The sequence below is a fragment of the Pseudomonas sp. ANT_H4 genome (assembly GCF_008369295.1).
Classification (GTDB): Bacteria; Pseudomonadota; Gammaproteobacteria; order Pseudomonadales; family Pseudomonadaceae; genus Aquipseudomonas.
This window is the reverse complement of record NZ_VOBG01000007.1, coordinates 1-17,705: the sequence shown is the minus strand read 5'-3', so window position 1 is coordinate 17,705 and position 17,705 is coordinate 1. Positions and strand designations below refer to the sequence as shown.

The following is a 17,705-nucleotide window of genomic DNA, read 5'->3' as shown; positions in this document are numbered from 1 at the left end:
TGAGACTTGTCCCGCAACCCTTTGATAATGATGTCACCTGCTCAGCTATACTCCTCTCCATTTGAATGGCCCACGAGGAATTACTGTGAAGAACTGGACCTTGCGCCAAAGGATTTTGGCGAGCTTTGCGGTCATTATCGCGATCATGTTGTTGATGGTGGTGGTCTCGTATTCACGGTTGCTGAAGATCGAGGTCAGCGAAAAGTTGGTCCGTGACGATGCAGTCCCTGGGGTCTATTTAAGCTCGATGATTCGCGGTGCCTGGGTTGATAGCTATTTGCACACCCTCGATATCATTGGGTTGCGGGAAGAAAAAGCGCTTACCGACACCGACAAGGCGGAGTTCAAGTCGTTCGAAACCCGTATTGAACAGCAGATGGCCAGCTACGAAAAAACCATCAATGGCCAAGAAGATCGCATGGAGTTCGATAACTTCAATGCGGCGCACATCAACTACAACAGGATACTGGCGGCGGTGCTGGAGCAGGTCCAGAGCAATGACCTGCAGGCCGCTCGCGTGCTGTTCGACGAGCAATTGACGCCGACCTGGACCGAAGGTCGCATGAAGCTCAATGACATCATCACCCAAAACAAAGGCGTGGCCGATCGCGCCACCAACGCCATCTACGATTCCGTGGAGGCAGCAAAAATCAGCATGGGCATCTCGCTGATCCTGGCGATCCTCGCCGCCGGCCTCTGCGGCCTGCTGCTCATGCGCGCGATCATGGCGCCGATGAAGCGCATCGTTGACATCCTCGAAACCATGCGTACCGGCGACCTGAGCAAGCGCCTGAACTTGGAGCGCAAGGACGAATTCGGTGCCGTGGAGACCGGTTTCAACGACATGATGACCGAGCTGACCGCCCTGGTGTCCCAGGCCCAGCGCTCGTCGGTGCAGGTCACTACGTCGGTCACAGAGATCGCCGCCACCTCCAAGCAACAACAGGCCACGGCTACCGAAACGGCCGCCACCACCACCGAAATCGGCGCCACGTCCCGGGAGATCGCCGCGACCTCCAAGGACCTGGTCCGCACCATGACCGAAGTGTCCACCGCCGCCGATCAGGCCTCGGTGGCCGCCGGCTCCGGCCAGCAAGGCCTGGCGCGCATGGAAGAAACCATGCATTCGGTGATGGGCGCCGCCGACCTGGTCAACGCCAAGCTGGCGATCCTCAACGAGAAGGCCGGCAACATCAATCAGGTGGTGGTGACCATCGTCAAGGTCGCCGACCAGACCAACCTGCTCTCGCTCAACGCTGCCATCGAGGCCGAGAAGGCCGGCGAATACGGCCGCGGTTTTGCCGTGGTCGCCACCGAAGTGCGACGCCTGGCGGACCAGACGGCTGTGGCCACCTACGACATCGAGCAGATGGTCCGTGAGATCCAGTCGGCGGTCTCGGCCGGGGTGATGGGCATGGATAAATTCTCTGAAGAAGTGCGCCGTGGCATGTCCGAAGTGCAACAGGTGGGCGAGCAGTTGTCGCAGATCATCCATCAGGTCCAGGCCTTGGCGCCGCGGGTGTTGATGGTCAACGAAGGCATGCAGGCCCAGGCCACCGGCGCCGAGCAGATCAACCATGCGCTGGTGCAATTGGGCGATGCCAGCAGCCAGACTGTGGAGTCCTTGCGCCAGGCCAGCTTTGCGATTGATGAGCTGAGCCAGGTCGCGGTCGGCCTGCGCAGTGGCGTGTCGCGTTTCAAAGTCTGATGAGCGATCTGGCGGCTAAAGGCGGTGCTGTGTCGGCAGCGAAAAAAGCATTGTTCCTGGTGTTCTACATCGGTACTGAGCGTTATGCCCTCAAAGCCACGGAAGTGGCCGAGGTACTGCCGCGCCTGCCGTTGAAGCCCATCGCCCATGCACCCGCGTGGGTGGCCGGGATCTTCGTCCATCGCGGGGTGATGGTGCCGGTTATCGACCTCAGCGCCTTGACCTTCGGCACAGTGGCCCAGGCCCGCACCAGCACGCGGCTGGTGCTGGTCAACTATCGGCCCGAACCCTGGATGGATGCATGCTGGCTGGGGTTGATCCTTGAACAGGCAACCGACACCCTGCGCTGCGACCCGGCCGACTTCCAGCCCTACGGCCTGGACAATCGCCAGGCACCCTACCTGGGGCCGGTGCGCGAAGACGAACGAGGCTTGATGCAGTGGATTGGTGTCGCCGACCTGCTGACGGCCGAGGTGCGCGCCTTGCTGTTCGCCCCCGACATGACCCCTGGGGTGTGTGATGAGCAGTGACCAACGCTTTTTCGACTTCCTTAAAGAACGCATTGGCCTGGATGTCGCCTCGGTGGGCGAAGCCATCATCGAACGCGCCGTGCGCCAGCGCAGCCTGGTGTTGCAGGGGCTGACGGCCGATCAATACTGGCAGCGCCTGCAGACGTGCAGCGAGGAACAGCAGGCACTGATCGAAGCGGTGATCGTCCCCGAGACCTGGTTTTTTCGTTACCCCGAATCCTTCGCCACCCTGGCCCGGCTCGCCGTCGCGCGCCTGGCCGAGATCAAGCAGATGCGTGCCCTGCGCATCCTCAGCCTGCCGTGTTCCACCGGCGAAGAACCCTATTCGATCGCGATGGCCTTGCTCGATGCCGGGCTGGCGCCCCATCAGTTCAAGGTCCAGGGCATGGACGTCAGCCCGTTGTCGGTAGAGCGGGCGCGGCACGGGGTGTATGGCAAGAATTCCTTTCGTGGCCAGGACCTCGATTTTCGCGAGCGCCACTTCAGCGCCGAGCATGACGGCTATCGCATCGCCGACCGGGTGCGCGAGCAAGTGCGCCTGCAAGTGGGCAACCTGCTGGACCCGCAGTTGCTGGCCAATGAACCGACCTATGACTTCGTGTTTTGCCGCAACCTGCTGATCTACTTCGATCAGCCGACCCAGAAGCAGGTGTTCGAGGTGCTTAAAGGCCTGACCCATGTCGACGGCGTGCTGTTTATCGGCCCCGCCGAAGGCAGTCTGCTGGGCCGCTTGGGCATGCGCTCGATTGGTGTGCCGCAGTCCTTTGCCTTCAGCCGCCATGTTGAGCCTGCGCCGGAGCCGTTTTTTGTGCCGATGGCGGCACCCGTGCCCCAACGCAGCGCAGCGCCGATTCCGGTCAAGCCCCGGCCTTTCACTTCAGCCCCTGCGCAGGTGGTGCCAATCAAGGCTGCACCCGTACAGTCGGACGCAGCCGATCTGCTCAGCCAGATCGCGACCCTGGCCAATGAAGGCAAAAGCCTTGACGCCCGTTCCGCCTGTGAGCGTTATCTACAGAGCCATCCGCCGGCGGCGCAGGTGTTCTATTGGTTGGGGCTGCTCAGCGACGTGGTCGGCAGCGCCCTGGAAGCCCAGGGGTACTATCGAAAAGCCTTGTACCTAGAACCCCAGCACCCGCAGGCCTTGATGCATTTGGCCGCCTTGCTCCAATCCCAGGGCGACACGGCGGGTGCCCGCCGCTTGCAGGCCCGAGCGGCGCGCAGCGAGCGAGCCGCTGACAGTGAGGGTAAACAATGAGCAGCCCTACCTCCCTGGACACGGGCCTGAATTTGACCCTGGCCGACACCCAGGCCATCGACGACTGCTGGAATCGCATAGGCATCCATGGCGACAGATCCTGCCCGTTGTTGGTCGAACACATTCACTGCCGCAACTGTACAGTGTATTCCGCCGCCGCTACCCGGTTGTTGGACCGCTATGCCTTGCAACAGGACGACCATCGTCCGGTGGCGGCTGTGGAGGCGCACGGCGATGTCGTCACCCGTTCGCTGCTGATGTTTCGCCTCGGCGAGGAATGGCTGGGCATCGCCACGCGCTGCCTGGTGGAAGTGGCGCCGTTGCAGCCGATTCATTCCTTGCCCCACCAGCGCTCCCGGGCGTTGCTCGGCGTCGCCAACGTGCGCGGCGCCCTGGTGGCCTGCCTGTCGCTGGTGGAGTTGCTGGGGCTGGACAGCACCAGCAACGGCCCGAGCGGCGGGCGGATCATGCCGCGCATGTTGATCATCGCAGCGCTTGACGGGCCGGTGGTGGTGCCGGTGGATGAAGTGGACGGTATCCATGCCATCGACGAGCGCATCTTGAAAGCGGCCTCGGCCTCCGGTACCCAGGCCAGCGCCCGCTTTACCCAAGGCGTGTTGCAGTTCAAAGGTCGCAGCCTGCGTTGGCTGGACGAAGAACAATTGTTGTCCGCAGTGACCCGGAGTCTCACATGACCCCCGACCAGATGCGCGATGCCTCGCTGCTGGAGTTGTTCAGCCTGGAAGCCGACGCACAGACCCAAGTGCTCAGCGCCGGCCTGCTGGCCCTGGAACGCAACCCTACCCAGGCCGACCAGCTCGAAGCCTGCATGCGCGCCGCCCATTCCCTCAAGGGCGCGGCACGGATTGTCGGGGTGGATGCTGGCGTCAGCGTGGCCCATGTCATGGAAGATTGTTTGGTCAGCGCCCAGGAAGGGCGTTTGTACCTGCAGCCCGAACATATTGATGCGTTGTTGCAAGGCACGGACTTGCTCATGCGCATTGCCACCCCCGGCAACACGGTCGGCCCGGCAGACATCGAAGCTTATGTCGCGCTGATGGAGCGTTTGCTCGATCCGTCGCAGCTGTCTGCCAAGATCGTACCGCCCGCACCGCCGCCGCTGCCTGAGCCGCCCGTGCCTGCGCAACCTGAGCCTGCACCACTGGTCAGCACCGACTTACCACGGCAGAGCAAGCCCATGACCGAAGGCGGTGAGCGCGTGCTGCGGGTCACCGCTGAGCGCTTGAACAGCCTGCTGGACCTGTCCAGCAAATCCCTAGTGGAAACCCAGCGTCTCAAGCCTTACCTGGCCAGCCTGCAACGTCTCAAGCGTATTCAGAGCAACAGTGCTCGCGCCCTGGATAACCTTGACGGCCAGCTCAAGGCCGTCGAGCTGAGCCTGGAAGCCCAGGAAGCCCTTGCCGACACCCGCCGTCTGTTGAGTGAAGCGCAGTTGCTGCTGGCGGAAAAAACCGCCGAGCTGGATGAGTTCGGCTGGCATGCCGGGCAGCGCGCCCAGGTGCTCTATGACACGGCGCTGGCCTGTCGCATGCGCCCGTTTGCCGATGTGCTGGCCGGGCAGGTGCGGATGGTCCGCGACTTGGGCCGCAGTCTGGGCAAGCAAGTACGCCTGGAAGTCGAAGGCGAGAAGACCCAGGTTGACCGCGATGTTCTGGAAAAGCTCGAAGCCCCGTTGACCCATTTATTACGCAATGCCGTCGACCACGGCATCGAAATGCCCGAGCAGCGGCTGCTGGCGGGCAAGCCGGCTGAAGGCTTGATCCGCCTGCGAGCCTCTCACCAGGCGGGTCTGCTGGTGCTGGAGCTGAGTGACGACGGCAACGGCGTTGACCTTGAGCGCTTGCGCGGCACTATCGTCGACCGGCATTTGTCGCCGCTGGAAACTGCCCTGCGCCTGAGTGAAGAGGAGCTGCTGACCTTCCTGTTCCTGCCGGGCTTCAGCCTGCGGGACAAGGTCACCGAAGTCTCCGGGCGCGGGGTCGGCCTGGATGCGGTGCAGCATATGGTCCGCCAACTGCGTGGCGCGGTGGTGCTGGAGCAGACGGCGGGGCAGGGCAGCCGCTTCCATCTGGAAGTGCCGCTGACCTTGTCGGTGGTGCGCAGCCTGGTGGTGGAAGTCGGCGAAGAGGCCTACGCCTTTCCCCTGGCCCATATCGAACGTATGTGCAACCTGGAGCCCGACGAGATTGTGCAACTGGAAGGCCGCCAGCATTTCTGGCACGAGGGCCGGCATGTCGGCCTGGTGGCCGCCAGCCAGTTGCTGCAACGCCCGCCGGGTCAGAGCAACGAGGAAACCCTTAAGGTGGTGGTTATCCGCGAGCGGGATGCGGTGTACGGTATTGCCGTGGAGCGTTTTATCGGCGAACGCACGCTGGTGGTATTGCCGCTGGATGATCGCCTGGGCAAGGTTCAGGATATCTCTGCCGGCGCCTTGCTCGATGATGGCTCGGTGGTGTTGATCGTCGATGTCGAGGACATGCTGCGCTCGGTAGACAAACTATTGAATACCGGCCGACTGGAGCGCATCGCCCGGCGCACTCAGCAGGCTGCCGAAGTGGCGCGCAAGCGTATTCTGGTGGTGGATGATTCGCTCACCGTGCGCGAATTGCAGCGCAAGCTATTACTTAACCGTGGGTATGACGTGGCGGTCGCCGTTGATGGTATGGATGGCTGGAACGCCTTGCGCTCCGAAGACTTCGACCTGCTGATTACTGACATTGATATGCCTCGCATGGACGGTATTGAATTGGTCACACTCTTGCGCCGTGATACTCGCCTGCAATCGCTGCCGGTGATGGTGGTTTCTTACAAGGATCGGGAAGAGGACCGGCGCCGTGGACTGGACGCCGGCGCTGACTACTATCTAGCCAAGGCCAGCTTCCATGACGACGCACTGCTGGATGCGGTGGTGGAGCTGATCGGAGGCGCCCGGGCATGAGGATTGCTATCGTCAATGACATGCCCATGGCGGTAGAGGCATTGCGCCGTGCGTTGAACTTTGAGCCGGCCCATCAGGTGGTGTGGGTGGCCAGCAACGGCCTGGAGGCGGTGCAGCGCTGTGCCGAATTGACGCCGGACTTGATCCTGATGGACCTGATCATGCCGGTGATGGACGGCGTGGAGGCGACCCGGCAAATCATGGCCGAGACCCCATGCGCCATTGTCATCGTCACCGTGGACCGCGAGGCCAATGTCAGCCGCGTCTTCGAGGCCATGGGCCATGGCGCCCTGGACGTGGTGGATACCCCGGCGCTGGGTGTGGGCAACGCCAAGGACGCGGCGGCTCCGCTGCTGCGCAAGATCCTCAATATTGGCTGGCTGATCGGTCAGCGCGGCAGCCGCGTGCGTGCCGAGTCGGTGCCCCAACGGACCATGGGAAAACGCCAGAGCCTGGTGGCCATCGGCTCGTCTGCCGGCGGTCCGGCTGCCCTGGAAATATTGCTCAAGGGCTTGCCACGGGATTTTTCGGCGGCCATCGTGCTGGTGCAGCATGTGGACCAGGTATTTGCCGCTGGCATGGCCGAATGGCTGAGCAGCGCTTCGGGCTTGCCGGTGCGCCTGGCATGTGAAAGCGAGCCGCCGCAAAGTGGCGTGGTGCTGCTGGCCGGTACCAATCATCATATTCGGCTGTTGAAAAACGGCACGTTGGCCTACACCGCCGAGCCGGTGAACGAAATTTACCGGCCGTCCATCGACGTGTTTTTCGAGAGTGTTGCCAGCCACTGGAACGGCGATGCCGTCGGTGTATTGCTGACCGGCATGGGGCGCGACGGGGCCCAGGGGCTCAAATTGATGCGTCAGCAAGGCTACCTAACCATCGCTCAGGATCAGCAAAGCTGTGCGGTTTATGGCATGCCCAAAGCGGCAGCAGCGATAGACGCGGCTGTTGAAATTCGCCCATTGGACAGAATCGCGCCACGATTGCTGGAGGTATTCGCAAAATGACCGATATCACTCGCTGTCCTGGCCTGCAGGTAGTAATTCAGGTGACTGCACATGAATAATTTACAGCTCGACGACTTCAAGACCGACGAAAACGCCGCCATGGTGTTGCTGGTCGACGACCAGGCGATGATTGGCGAAGCCGTGCGGCGTGGCCTGGCCCATGAAGACAATATCGACTTCCACTTTTGCGCTGATCCGCACCAGGCCATCGCCCAGGCGATCCGCATCAAACCGACGGTCATTCTCCAGGATTTGGTGATGCCGGGCCTCGACGGCCTGACGTTGGTGCGTGAATACCGTAACCACCCGGCCACGCAGAATATTCCGATTATCGTCCTCTCGACCAAGGAAGACCCGCTGATCAAGAGCGCGGCGTTTGCGGCCGGGGCCAATGATTACCTGGTCAAGCTGCCGGATAATATCGAACTGGTGGCCCGCATTCGCTACCACTCGCGCTCCTATATGACCCTGTTGCAGCGGGACGCGGCGTATCGAGCGCTGCGGGTCAGCCAGCAGCAACTGCTGGACACCAACCTGGTGTTGCAACGGCTGATGAACTCCGACGGTTTGACCGGGCTGTCGAACCGTCGGCACTTCGACGAGTACCTGGAGCTGGAATGGCGCCGCGCCATGCGCGACCAGACTCAGTTGTCGCTGCTGATGATCGACGTGGACTTCTTCAAGTCCTACAACGATAGCTTCGGCCACCTGGAAGGTGACGAAGCCCTGCGCAAGGTGGCCGCGACCATTCGCGACTCCAGCAGCCGCCCCTCGGACCTGCCGGCCCGTTACGGCGGTGAAGAGTTTGCCCTGGTGCTGCCCGGCACCTCACCTGGCGGTGCGCGATTGGTGGCCGAAAAGCTGCGGCAAGCCGTAGCAGCCCTGGAAATCCCTCATATAGCCCCGGCTGAAGGCGCGAGCCTGACCATCAGCATTGGTTTGGCGACCATGACGCCAGTGCAGGGCACGGATTGCCGGCAGTTGATCTCGGCGGCGGACAAGGGGTTGTATTTGGCCAAGCACAACGGGCGCAATCAGGTGGGCATCGAGTAAATAGGCCAGAGGGCAGCGCCCCCTAGCCAGAATCGACCAAGCGGGCTGCCGTTTTCAGGCGTTTGCCGTTATACTCTTCGGCTTTCAAAAGTTCGCCAACGAGTGCTGCCCGCCATGGAAATCAACCCGATCCTTAACAGTATCAAGGACCTGTCCGAGCGCTCCGAAACTATTCGGGGGTATCTTTGACTACGATCAAAAGCATGAGCGTCTGACTGAAGTCAATCGCGAGCTTGAAGATCCTAGTGTCTGGAACAACCCTGCCTATGCCCAGGAACTGGGGCGCGAGCGCTCCCTGCTGGCGCAGATCGTAGACACCCTTGACGAGATGCACTCAGGCCTGGCCGATGCCAAGGACCTGCTGCTGATGTCCGCCGAGGAAGAAGACCAGGCTGCCGTCGATGACGTCGCCGCTGAAGTCGAGCGCCTGCGCGAGTCCCTGGAAAAACTCGAATTTCGCCGGATGTTCAGCGGTGAGATGGATGCCAACAACGCCTACCTGGATATCCAGGCCGGTTCCGGTGGTACCGAGGCCCAGGACTGGGCCAACATCCTGCTGCGCATGTACCTGCGCTGGGCTGACAAACGCGGTTTCGACGCGACCATCATGGAACTGTCTGCCGGTGAAGTTGCCGGGATCAAGGGCGCGACCATCCATATCAAGGGTGAATACGCCTTTGGTTGGTTGCGTACCGAGATCGGCGTACACCGCCTGGTACGCAAGAGTCCATTCGACTCCGGCAACCGTCGCCACACCTCGTTCTCGGCCGTGTTTGTGTCGCCGGAAATCGATGACAACATCGAAATCGACATCAACCCGTCGGACCTGCGCATCGATACCTACCGTTCCTCGGGTGCCGGTGGTCAGCACGTAAACACCACTGACTCGGCCGTACGTATCACCCACGTACCGAGTAACACCGTGGTCTGCTGCCAGAACGAACGTTCCCAGCATGCGAACAAAGACACCGCGATGAAAATGTTGCGGGCCCGTTTGTATGAGCAGGAAGTGCAGAAGCGCAACGCCGCCTCCCAGGCCCTGGAAGACACCAAGTCCGACATCGGCTGGGGTCATCAGATTCGCTCCTACGTGCTTGACGCGTCGCGAATCAAGGACCTGCGCACCAACATCGAACGCAGTGACTGCGATAAAGTCCTCGACGGCGACATCGACGAGTACCTGGTAGCCAGTCTGAAACAAGGCCTGTAAGGCACTGTAGGAGCCGGTTTGCCGGCGATCCCCAGCCGAAGGCTGGGGACAACGAACCTGTGATGGAATTTCAAAAGACATGAGCGACCAACAACTCGACCCGCAAGCCCTGCAACAGGAAGAAAACTCCCTGATCGCCCTGCGCAAGGAAAAGCTTGCTGCTGAGCGCGCCAAGGGCAATGCCTTCCCCAACGACTTCCGTCGCGACGCCTACTGCGAAAACTTGCAGAAACAGTACGCGGACAAGACCAAGGAAGAGCTGGCAGAGGCTGCTATCCCGGTCAAGGTGGCAGGTCGCATCATGCTCAACCGTGGCTCGTTCATGGTAATCCAGGACATGTCTGGGCGGATTCAGGTCTACGTCAACCGTAAGACCCTGTCCGAAGAAACCCTGGCCGCGGTGAAAACCTGGGACCTGGGCGACATCATCGCAGCCGAAGGCACCCTGGCCCGTTCCGGCAAGGGCGACCTGTACGTTGAAATGACCAGCGTGCGCCTGCTGACCAAATCCCTGCGCCCACTGCCAGACAAGCACCACGGTCTGTCCGACACCGAGCAGCGCTACCGCCAGCGTTACGTTGACCTGATCGTTAACGAAGATGTGCGCCATACGTTCCGCGTGCGTTCGCAAGTGATTGCCCACACACGTGCTTTTCTGATGCAGCGTGACTTCCTCGAAGTGGAAACGCCGATGCTGCAAACCATCCCCGGTGGTGCCGCAGCCAAGCCTTTTGAAACGCACCACAACGCGCTGGACATGGGAATGTTCCTGCGCATCGCGCCTGAGCTGTACCTCAAGCGGCTCGTTGTTGGCGGGTTTGAAAAAGTGTTTGAGATCAACCGCAACTTCCGTAACGAAGGCGTTTCGACTCGTCACAACCCTGAATTCACCATGTTGGAGTTCTACCAGGCCTACGCCGACTACGAAGACAACATGGACCTGACCGAAGAGCTGTTCCGCGAATTGGCGCAGTTGGTCCTGGGCAGCACCGACGTGCCGTACGGCGACAAGGTGTTCCACTTCGGCGAACCGTTTGTGCGCCTGTCGGTGTTTGATTCGATCCTCAAGTACAACCCTGAGCTGACCGAAGCCGACCTGACCGACATCGACAAGGCCCGTGCCATCGCTAAGAAAGCCGGCGCCAAGGTGCTGGGCTTCGAAGGCCTGGGCAAGCTGCTGGTGATGATTTTCGAAGAGTTGGTGGAGCACAAGCTGGAACAGCCGCACTTCATTACCGAGTACCCGTTCGAAGTCTCGCCGCTGGCCCGTCGTAATGATGACAACCCGAACGTCACCGACCGTTTCGAGTTGTTCATCGGCGGCCGCGAAATCGCCAACGCCTACTCCGAGCTCAACGATGCTGAGGACCAGGCCGAGCGTTTCATGGCCCAGGTGGCCGACAAGGACGCCGGCGACGACGAAGCCATGCACTACGACGCCGACTTTGTGCGTGCCCTGGAGTACGGCATGCCGCCGACCGCCGGTGAAGGCATCGGCATCGACCGGTTGGTGATGTTGTTGACCAACTCACCGTCGATCCGCGACGTGATCCTGTTCCCGCACATGCGGCCAGAAGCATAACCGTAGCGAAATCTGAAGCCGCCTTTTATAAGGCGGCTTTTTTATGGGGCCTGCACAAGCGCCAGGCTTTTAACCTGTATCGAGGATGTGTGTGGTGAACCGCGTAATGGCTCAAGAAGGCGCCGCCGGCATCGCCGCTGCCGTGGCTGAAAGTGTTCAGTACCAGGGCCGCAAGGCCAGCCGACAGGGCAGCGAGCAGCGCCGGCAAGATATTCTCGATGCGGCCATGCGCATCGTTGTGCGTGATGGTGTCCGCGCCGTGCGTCACCGGGCTGTGGCGGCAGAGGCGGGTGTGCCGTTGTCGGCCACCACCTATTACTTCAAGGACATCGATGACCTGCTCACCGACACCTTCGCCCAGTACGTGGAGCGCAGCGCGGCGTTCATGGGCAAGCTGTGGGTGCGCAACGAAGGCCTGCTGCGGGAAATGGTTGCCTACGGTGATGGCAGTGCGCAGTCCCGTTCGCAGTTGGCCGATGATATTGCGCGGCTGACTGCCGATTATGTCCATCGCCAGTTGCTGACCCGTCGCGAGCACTTGATGGCCGAGCAGGCATTTCGCCAGGAAGCGCTGCTGAACCCGCGCCTGGCCGAACTGGTACGCTCTCACCAGCAAATCCTGTTGCAGGGCACTTGCCAGTTTTTTCAGGTGTTGGGCTCTCGCGAGCCGCAACAGGATGCCAAAGTGTTGACGGCGATTATCGGTCGGATGGAGTATCAGGGCCTGCTGGGCGGATTAGAGCCTCTGACCAGCGACGAGATGCTTGAGATACTCAAGCGTTACATGCATCTGGTGTTGGCTTCGGTATAACCCTTGTAGGAGTACTCAATGAAAGCCTGGCGTGTGGTCGTGATCGCCGTGTCGTTCCTGTTGCTCAGCGGTTGCCTGGTGACCTTCAAGGACCCCCTGCCGGCCAGCGAGGCGGCGCCTGATGCCTTGCTTGGCAAGTGGACGAGCAAGAACGCCTGGGGTGAGCCGCTCAATCTGCAAATCAGCCGCGCTGGCGAAAATCGCTATACAGCTGTGAGCTACCCTAAAGCCAAGCCAGGGGCGCGTGATGAATACCTGTTCAGCGTGTCCCTTCATGGCAACCGCTGGTACCTGTCGGCGTCATTGCCCGACAAGTTTGGCGGGCACTTCATCCTGGCGGGGTTTGAGTTCGATGAAAAGCACGAACTGGTGGTCTACAACCTCGACCTTGAGCAGATCAACCAGGCTATCGGGCAGAAAGCCTTGAGCGGTGCTGCGGTAGAAACCGTGGAGGGTGATGGTGTACTGATCGACAGTCCCATGAGCCAGGTGTTTGCCTACCTGGATGATCCGGCCAATGCCGACGTGTTCGTCGAAGCCGTACGCTATCAGCGTGCAGGCAAATAACGTTTAGAGAGGAAGCACCGGGTGGACGATTACCAGCAGACGATACGCACCTTGTCTGATCGCATTGTGCTGGCGCAAACACCGATTCGCGTCCTCGACGCCGTAAAGTGGGATGACAACATCCGCAAGGGGTTCCTCAAGGGCAAAGGCAAGGAAATGCCGGCCGTAGACCGCGACTATTACCTGAGCCGGCCGCTGTCGTTCGATTCCAGTGCGGTGAAACTGGAGTTCCAGAACATCGAGCGCGACATCACCCGCCAGCTCGGCCAGTTCAATCCGGTTGGGCAGATCATGCGGCGCATGTGCAAGGAATACCGCATGGTGGTGCGCATGCTCGAAGCCCGTGGCACCGAAGATTTCGGCCTGATTTCCCAGGAGCTGTATGGCGCCGCCTCCGATGCGTTCCATGCCGGTGACCCGACCCTGGCCGACCTCGGCCTGATGCTCTCCGATTACCTGAATAACATTGATGGCCGTGGTGATCTCAAGGACGAAGCCAAGACCTTGACCGCCAAGGACGCCGTCAGCCTGCTACAAAGCCGCCTGAACAAGGTGTTTGGCGAGGCGCAAGAAACCATCCGCGTATTTGAATCCGACGGCATCGTCGCCGATGCGGCGGCAGGTGCCGACTACATCAAGATCCGCGCCGATGCGATGTTCAACGAGCGCGACGTGCGTGCCCTGGAAGTCCATGAAGGGCTGGTGCATGTCGGCACTACCCTCAATGGCCAGAATCAGCCGATCTGCACGTTCCTGTCCAAGGGCCCGCCCTCGTCTACCGTGACCCAGGAAGGCCTGGCGATTCTGATGGAGATCATCACCTTTGCCTCCTACCCCAGCCGCCTGCGCAAACTGACTAACCGCACCCGCGCCATTCATATGGTGGAAGAGGGCGCTGACTTCTTGCAGGTCTACGAGTTCTTCCGTGAACAGGGCTTTGAAATGGCCGAAAGCTACGGCAATGCCAGCCGGGTTTTCCGTGGATCGACGCCTACGGGTCTGCCGTTTACCAAGGATTTGTCCTACCTCAAGGGCTTTATCATGGTTTACAACTACATTCAGTTGGCTGTGCGTAAAGGCAAGCTGGAGCAAGTGCCGCTGCTGTTTTGCGGCAAGACCACCCTGGAAGACATGCGTACCTTGCGCCAATTGGTGGATGAAGGCCTGGTGGTGCCGCCCAAGTATCTACCGGAGCAGTTTCGCGACATGAACGCGTTGGCGGCGTGGATGTGCTTCTCCAACTTCCTCAACCACTTGAGCCTGGACCGGATCGAAGCGGATTACTCCAATATCCTCTGATCGCCTGCGGCGATCCGACATGCCCGCTCACTACAGAGGCTTCAACGGATGAGAGTCTTCGGTATTCTTTGCCTGCTACTGACCCTGAACGGCTGCAGCTCCCTGCTGTTTTACCCAGAGCCGGGCCTGCCGTTCACCCCGGAAAAAGCTCACCTGCAATACCGCGACATCACCCTCACCACCGCCGACGGCGTCAAGCTGCACGCTTGGTGGTTGCCAGCCAAGGCCGGTGTGCCGCTCAAGGGCACGGTGCTGCACCTGCACGGAAACGGCGGCAACCTGGCCTGGCACCTGGGTGGCAGTTGGTGGTTGCCGGAGCAGGGCTATCAAGTGCTGCTGCTGGACTATCGCGGCTACGGCTTGTCCGAAGGCAAACCCTCGCTGCCGGCGATTTACCAGGACCTGGACGCAGCTTTCAGCTGGATCGACAAGGCGCCAGAAACCCAGGGCCAACCGCTGATCATTCTCGGCCAGAGCTTGGGCGGCGCGCTGGCGGTGCATTACCTGGTGGAGCATCCTGAGCGTCAGCGCCAGCTCAAGGCCCTGGTGTTGGATGGCGTTCCGGCCAGTTATCGTGATGTAGGGCAATTCGCCCTGAGCACGTCCTGGTTAACATGGCCGTTCCAGGTACCATTGTCCTGGCTGGTGCCGGATGCCGACAGTGCAATCAACGCCATGGCGCAACTGACCGGTGTGCCGAAACTGCTGTTCCACAGTATGGATGATCCGATCGTGCCCCTTTCCAACGGCATCCGTCTGTATCAAGCTGCCCCCCCGCCGAGGGTGCTGCAACTGACCCGTGGAGGTCATGTGCAGACCTTCGCCGACAAGACCTGGCAAACCGTGATGCTGCGCTATCTTGACGACCCGCAGCATTTCGATGGCTTGCGCCGCCTGGGGGAAATCCCCAATTACCGGCCCGCCCCGAATCCAAAAGATGAATCATCAGAGAGCCCGCAATGAGCGAAGAACGCAACGCAATCCCCCTGATTCTCACCGGTATCGGCACTATCATCGGTACCGTTGGCTGCCTGTGGTATTACGGCTACCTGCACTTTGCCAAACCCGAGGATGCCTTGCTGCTCAGTGACTTCACCATGCTCAAGACTGTTCCAGGCGAGGATTACAAGATCTCTCTGACGCCGGCTGCCCAGGTGGCCCAGTGCGTTGACGGCGTGCTGGTGATGTTCGATACGGAACAGAAAGGCCTCAGCGGTGTATTGGTGAACAGTAAAAAGCAGGCTGTGCGCTGCATTGGCCAGGAAACGCCGCAGTTGCAGCAGTAAAAGCGGTTGCACGTGGGCAGGAGCGTGTTGTGCTCCTGCCCACGGGACGCTCCTACGAAATCGAACACTCGGCTAACCGCTTGTACCCCCCACCCCCCAACCCTCCGCCTGAGCATTCACTGCGCCTACCCAGATGAGTTTTCTCTGCCCGCGCATGACATCCACTTTCAGAAAAAGCCAGCGCCTGGAACCATTTCCCATAAGAAACCACTGAACGGATTGTCAGCGCCGCTGATAGATAACTTACGAATAGTTAATGTTGGAGTGCGGATATGGGTATGGGAATTGGTGGCATTGGGAGCATGGCGGGCGCAGGCATGCAAGGGATGGGTGGCGGACAGCAGGTTGGCCAGCCAGGGGGAATGGATCAGCAGAAGTTGCTCGAAATACTCATGAAAATGCTGGGTGGTGCGGGCGGCGCTCAAGGCGGCGGTGGTAGCCAGGGCGGCGGCGCCGTAGGCGGTGATCAAGCCGACATATTGGAAAAAATGAAGCGGATGATGCACGGCCAGCAGGGTATGCAGGCCATGATGCCAGGTAATGACAGTGGTCGGAATATCAGCTTCGGATAGGCAAAAGGAAGCCCCCTTGCATTGAAGGGGGCTTTTTAGTCCAGCGACAGTCGATCGGTTATTGAACCGATGAACGTGGTTTGACCGGCTGGTTGTCGTTGGAGATGGTTACTTCAACACGGCGGTTCATGGCGCGGCCCGAAACGCTGCCGTTATCGGCAACCGGGTATTCCTTGCCGTAACCCGTGGTCACGATGCGGCGCGGGTCAACGCCCATCTTGATCAGTGCAACCTGGACCGAAGTGGCACGGCGCTCGGACAGGCTCTGGTTGTAGGCATCGGCACCGGTGCTGTCGGTGTAGCCTTCAACGATTACCTGGCGATCCGGGTTTTCCTGGAGGAACTGCGCCAGTTTGTTGATGTTTACCAGACCGCTGGATTTCAGGTCGGCCTTGTTGGTGGCGAACAGCACGTCACCGAAGGTCACCAGGGTGCCACGTTCGGTCTGCTTGGCGTTCAAGCTGTTTTGCAGCTGCTTGATCTGCGCATCACGGGCCTCCAGCAGGGCGCGGGCACGTTCGTCGCCGGCGCCTTTCAGCTTGGCTTCGGATTCGCGCAGGGCGATGGTGTCCTTGGCCACTTCAACGCGCTGGTTGGTCAGGTAGGCCAGTTGATCGACTTTCTTTTCGTCTTCCTTGTCGCGGTAGGCTTTGTCAGCCTTGTCCAGCCATTCGCTGGCGTCCTTGGTTTCAAGGGCGGCGATTTTGGTCGCTTGCGGGTTGGATTGCAGGGCCGAGTAGTTGGTCCGTGCATTTTCCAGGTTCGCGTTCGGCGGGGTGGAGCAAGCCGCCAGAGCAACGCTCATCGCCAGCAGGGCAGGGATCATCAATTGTTTACGCATAGTGGTGTCGTCCTTTCAATTCGATTTCGGGTGCAATGCGATCACGGGTGCTGGCTTACTGCTGCTGAGTAGCAGCGGGGCGCATACCTTCGTTACGCAGCTCCTGAACAGCCTTCTGGGAGTCCTTCACCGCCTGGTCAGCCTTGGCAGCCTGGGCTTTGCGCTCTGCTACGCGAGCGTCCCATTCGGCTTGTTCGGCCAGGCGACGAGCTTCGTCATACTTCTTGTCGTGCATGGCAATTTCGGCTTGCTTGAGCTTGTCCTGGGCGGACCTCATTTCCACTGCTGCGAACTCGGTAGCGCCAGCGCTGACTGCGCTGTTCACCGCCGATTGGGTCACGGCGTACTGCTCGGTTGGCGGGTTGCCGGCGCAACCGGCCAGTACGAAGCTGGTACCGATTGCCAGCGTGGCCAACTTGAGCCCGCGCAGGTGGTTAAACGAGGATTTGGCAATGCTGGTCTTCATGGTCTTCAACTCCATTGGATACCTCCTGAAAAACATCAAATCCATCTTCGGTGGGCAGCGCGTGTGGTCTGGCGGTAAAGCTCAGAACACCTTTCAAACGGCTGTTCCAAGTGATGGCTTACTGGTTGTGACCTGAGGCTTTTTTGAATAGTTCAGAGAAGATGGCGATTTGCCTAAAAAACTATTTGGCGGGACTGTCAGCATTTAAATGTTGGAACTTTTGCACTGCGCAGAGGTATTCCTGGCCTCTGAGAGGCCCGGAATAGATGGGGTGGCAAGTTTTTTAACGAATGTTTATCAGTGTTTTTGCTTGTCGGGCAGGGCTGACAAGTCGTGTAGGTAACGCCGTGACAGCGTCAGAAAGCGTGGCGTAGGGCCGACGTCCTCAGAGGTTGGTCGAAAAATTGAAATGCGAATTATCAATTCATTCAGGGCGGTTGCAGGAGCTGAGTGCAACACGGTCATTGAATTGAAGCTGGAGCATCATGCCGCATAGCCATGGCCTTCTGCATCACCTCGCCCATAACTTCGATTGGGCATTTGAAGTCGAAGCGCTTAC

General features: G+C 60.1%; 18 protein-coding genes and 1 pseudogene. 15 read left to right on the top strand and 4 right to left on the bottom strand.

What is annotated here, in order from left to right; translation table 11 throughout:
* Nucleotides 1–85 precede the first annotated feature (85 nt).
* The 14 genes from FQ182_RS10835 (at nt 86) to FQ182_RS10770 (ending at nt 15,267) form a co-directional block, all read left to right on the top strand.
* Nucleotides 86–1,708, top strand: coding sequence for a methyl-accepting chemotaxis protein (locus tag FQ182_RS10835; protein WP_149412474.1), 1,623 nt, complete (start codon nt 86–88; stop codon nt 1,706–1,708).
* Nucleotides 1,708–2,238: a chemotaxis protein CheW gene (locus FQ182_RS10830; protein ID WP_149412475.1), complete on the top strand. Its 531-nt coding sequence runs from the start codon at nt 1,708–1,710 to the stop codon at nt 2,236–2,238. The genes FQ182_RS10835 and FQ182_RS10830 overlap by 1 nt, the downstream gene beginning before the upstream one ends.
* Complete coding sequence (locus FQ182_RS10825; protein ID WP_149412476.1) at nt 2,228–3,493, top strand: protein-glutamate O-methyltransferase CheR; 1,266 nt, start codon at nt 2,228–2,230, stop codon at nt 3,491–3,493. Before FQ182_RS10830 ends, FQ182_RS10825 begins: the two co-directional genes overlap by 11 nt.
* On the top strand, nt 3,490–4,188 hold the full coding sequence (locus FQ182_RS10820; RefSeq protein WP_149412477.1) for a chemotaxis protein CheW: 699 nt from the start codon (nt 3,490–3,492) through the stop codon (nt 4,186–4,188). The genes FQ182_RS10825 and FQ182_RS10820 overlap by 4 nt, the downstream gene beginning before the upstream one ends.
* Nucleotides 4,185–6,452 carry a hybrid sensor histidine kinase/response regulator gene (locus FQ182_RS10815; protein ID WP_149412478.1) on the top strand — a complete coding sequence of 756 codons (2,268 nt, stop codon included), beginning with the start codon at nt 4,185–4,187 and terminating at the stop codon, nt 6,450–6,452. The genes FQ182_RS10820 and FQ182_RS10815 overlap by 4 nt, the downstream gene beginning before the upstream one ends.
* Nucleotides 6,449–7,459, top strand: a complete 1,011-nt coding sequence (locus tag FQ182_RS10810) for a chemotaxis response regulator protein-glutamate methylesterase (protein WP_149412479.1) — start codon at nt 6,449–6,451, stop codon at nt 7,457–7,459. Before FQ182_RS10815 ends, FQ182_RS10810 begins: the two co-directional genes overlap by 4 nt.
* Before the next feature lie 51 nt (nt 7,460–7,510).
* Entirely contained in the window at nt 7,511–8,512 is a 1,002-nt protein-coding gene (locus FQ182_RS10805; protein WP_149412480.1) for a PleD family two-component system response regulator, read from the top strand.
* A gap of 114 nt (nt 8,513–8,626) precedes the next feature.
* A protein-coding gene (prfB, locus tag FQ182_RS10800; protein ID WP_133102163.1) for a peptide chain release factor 2 occupies nt 8,627–9,722 on the top strand; the annotation gives its coding sequence in 2 pieces (ribosomal slippage) (nt 8,627–8,698 and nt 8,700–9,722; 1,095 coding nt in all).
* Nucleotides 9,723–9,801: 79 nt separating this feature from the next.
* Nucleotides 9,802–11,304, top strand: coding sequence for a lysine--tRNA ligase (gene lysS, locus FQ182_RS10795; RefSeq protein ID WP_133102164.1), 1,503 nt, complete (start codon nt 9,802–9,804; stop codon nt 11,302–11,304).
* 94 nt (nt 11,305–11,398) lie between these two features.
* A complete protein-coding gene (locus FQ182_RS10790) occupies nt 11,399–12,115 on the top strand; it encodes a TetR/AcrR family transcriptional regulator (protein WP_133102165.1) in 717 nt (238 codons plus the stop codon).
* Between the two features lie 18 nt (nt 12,116–12,133).
* Nucleotides 12,134–12,682: a hypothetical protein gene (locus FQ182_RS10785; protein WP_149412481.1), complete on the top strand. Its 549-nt coding sequence runs from the start codon at nt 12,134–12,136 to the stop codon at nt 12,680–12,682.
* Nucleotides 12,683–12,703: 21 nt separating this feature from the next.
* Nucleotides 12,704–13,981, top strand: coding sequence for a flavohemoglobin expression-modulating QEGLA motif protein (locus FQ182_RS10780; RefSeq protein ID WP_149412482.1), 1,278 nt, complete (start codon nt 12,704–12,706; stop codon nt 13,979–13,981).
* 48 nt (nt 13,982–14,029) lie between these two features.
* Nucleotides 14,030–14,944, top strand: a complete 915-nt coding sequence (locus tag FQ182_RS10775; protein ID WP_149412483.1) for an alpha/beta hydrolase — start codon at nt 14,030–14,032, stop codon at nt 14,942–14,944.
* On the top strand, nt 14,941–15,267 hold the full coding sequence (locus FQ182_RS10770; RefSeq protein WP_149412484.1) for a hypothetical protein: 327 nt from the start codon (nt 14,941–14,943) through the stop codon (nt 15,265–15,267). The genes FQ182_RS10775 and FQ182_RS10770 overlap by 4 nt, the downstream gene beginning before the upstream one ends.
* Nucleotides 15,268–15,434: 167 nt before the next feature.
* On the opposite strand, the gene FQ182_RS10765 is transcribed toward FQ182_RS10770, so the two are convergent.
* The 3 genes from FQ182_RS10765 to FQ182_RS10755 form a co-directional block, all read right to left on the bottom strand.
* On the bottom strand, nt 15,435–15,737 hold the full coding sequence (locus tag FQ182_RS10765) for a hypothetical protein (RefSeq protein WP_149412485.1): 303 nt from the start codon (nt 15,735–15,737) through the stop codon (nt 15,435–15,437).
* Between the two features lie 160 nt (nt 15,738–15,897).
* Nucleotides 15,898–16,680 (bottom strand): OmpA family protein, encoded by a 783-nt coding sequence (locus FQ182_RS10760; RefSeq protein ID WP_133102171.1) that lies wholly within the window; start codon nt 16,678–16,680, stop codon nt 15,898–15,900.
* A gap of 55 nt (nt 16,681–16,735) precedes the next feature.
* Entirely contained in the window at nt 16,736–17,161 is a 426-nt protein-coding gene (locus FQ182_RS10755) for a DUF4398 domain-containing protein (protein WP_149412486.1), read from the bottom strand.
* Between FQ182_RS10755 and FQ182_RS29725 the strand changes: the two genes are divergently transcribed.
* Nucleotides 17,133–17,282: a hypothetical protein gene (locus FQ182_RS29725; RefSeq protein ID WP_178114430.1), complete on the top strand. Its 150-nt coding sequence runs from the start codon at nt 17,133–17,135 to the stop codon at nt 17,280–17,282. The two genes, FQ182_RS10755 and FQ182_RS29725, sit on opposite strands and share 29 nt — an antisense overlap.
* Before the next feature lie 161 nt (nt 17,283–17,443).
* Here FQ182_RS29725 and FQ182_RS10750 read toward each other — a convergent pair.
* Nucleotides 17,444–17,542: pseudogene (locus tag FQ182_RS10750) on the bottom strand (pilin assembly protein); the annotation flags it as partial.
* Between the last annotated feature and the right edge of the window lie 163 nt (nt 17,543–17,705).

Bases quoted from the DNA above. Each gene is read 5' to 3' on its own strand.
- FQ182_RS10830 (WP_149412475.1), top strand. From the start codon at position 1,708: ATGAGCGATCTGGCGGCTAAAGGCGGTGCTGTGTCGGCAGCGAAAAAA.
- FQ182_RS10825 (WP_149412476.1), top strand. From the start codon at position 2,228: ATGAGCAGTGACCAACGCTTTTTCGACTTCCTTAAAGAACGCATTGGC.
- FQ182_RS10820 (WP_149412477.1), top strand. From the start codon at position 3,490: ATGAGCAGCCCTACCTCCCTGGACACGGGCCTGAATTTGACCCTGGCC.
- FQ182_RS10815 (WP_149412478.1), top strand. From the start codon at position 4,185: ATGACCCCCGACCAGATGCGCGATGCCTCGCTGCTGGAGTTGTTCAGC.
- FQ182_RS10810 (WP_149412479.1), top strand. From the start codon at position 6,449: ATGAGGATTGCTATCGTCAATGACATGCCCATGGCGGTAGAGGCATTG.
- FQ182_RS10805 (WP_149412480.1), top strand. From the start codon at position 7,511: ATGAATAATTTACAGCTCGACGACTTCAAGACCGACGAAAACGCCGCC.
- lysS (WP_133102164.1), top strand. From the start codon at position 9,802: ATGAGCGACCAACAACTCGACCCGCAAGCCCTGCAACAGGAAGAAAAC.
- FQ182_RS10785 (WP_149412481.1), top strand. From the start codon at position 12,134: ATGAAAGCCTGGCGTGTGGTCGTGATCGCCGTGTCGTTCCTGTTGCTC.
- FQ182_RS10775 (WP_149412483.1), top strand. From the start codon at position 14,030: ATGAGAGTCTTCGGTATTCTTTGCCTGCTACTGACCCTGAACGGCTGC.
- FQ182_RS10770 (WP_149412484.1), top strand. From the start codon at position 14,941: ATGAGCGAAGAACGCAACGCAATCCCCCTGATTCTCACCGGTATCGGC.
- FQ182_RS10760 (WP_133102171.1), bottom strand. From the start codon at position 16,680: ATGCGTAAACAATTGATGATCCCTGCCCTGCTGGCGATGAGCGTTGCT.
- FQ182_RS29725 (WP_178114430.1), top strand. From the start codon at position 17,133: ATGCTGGTCTTCATGGTCTTCAACTCCATTGGATACCTCCTGAAAAAC.
- FQ182_RS10755 (WP_149412486.1), bottom strand. From the start codon at position 17,161: ATGGAGTTGAAGACCATGAAGACCAGCATTGCCAAATCCTCGTTTAAC.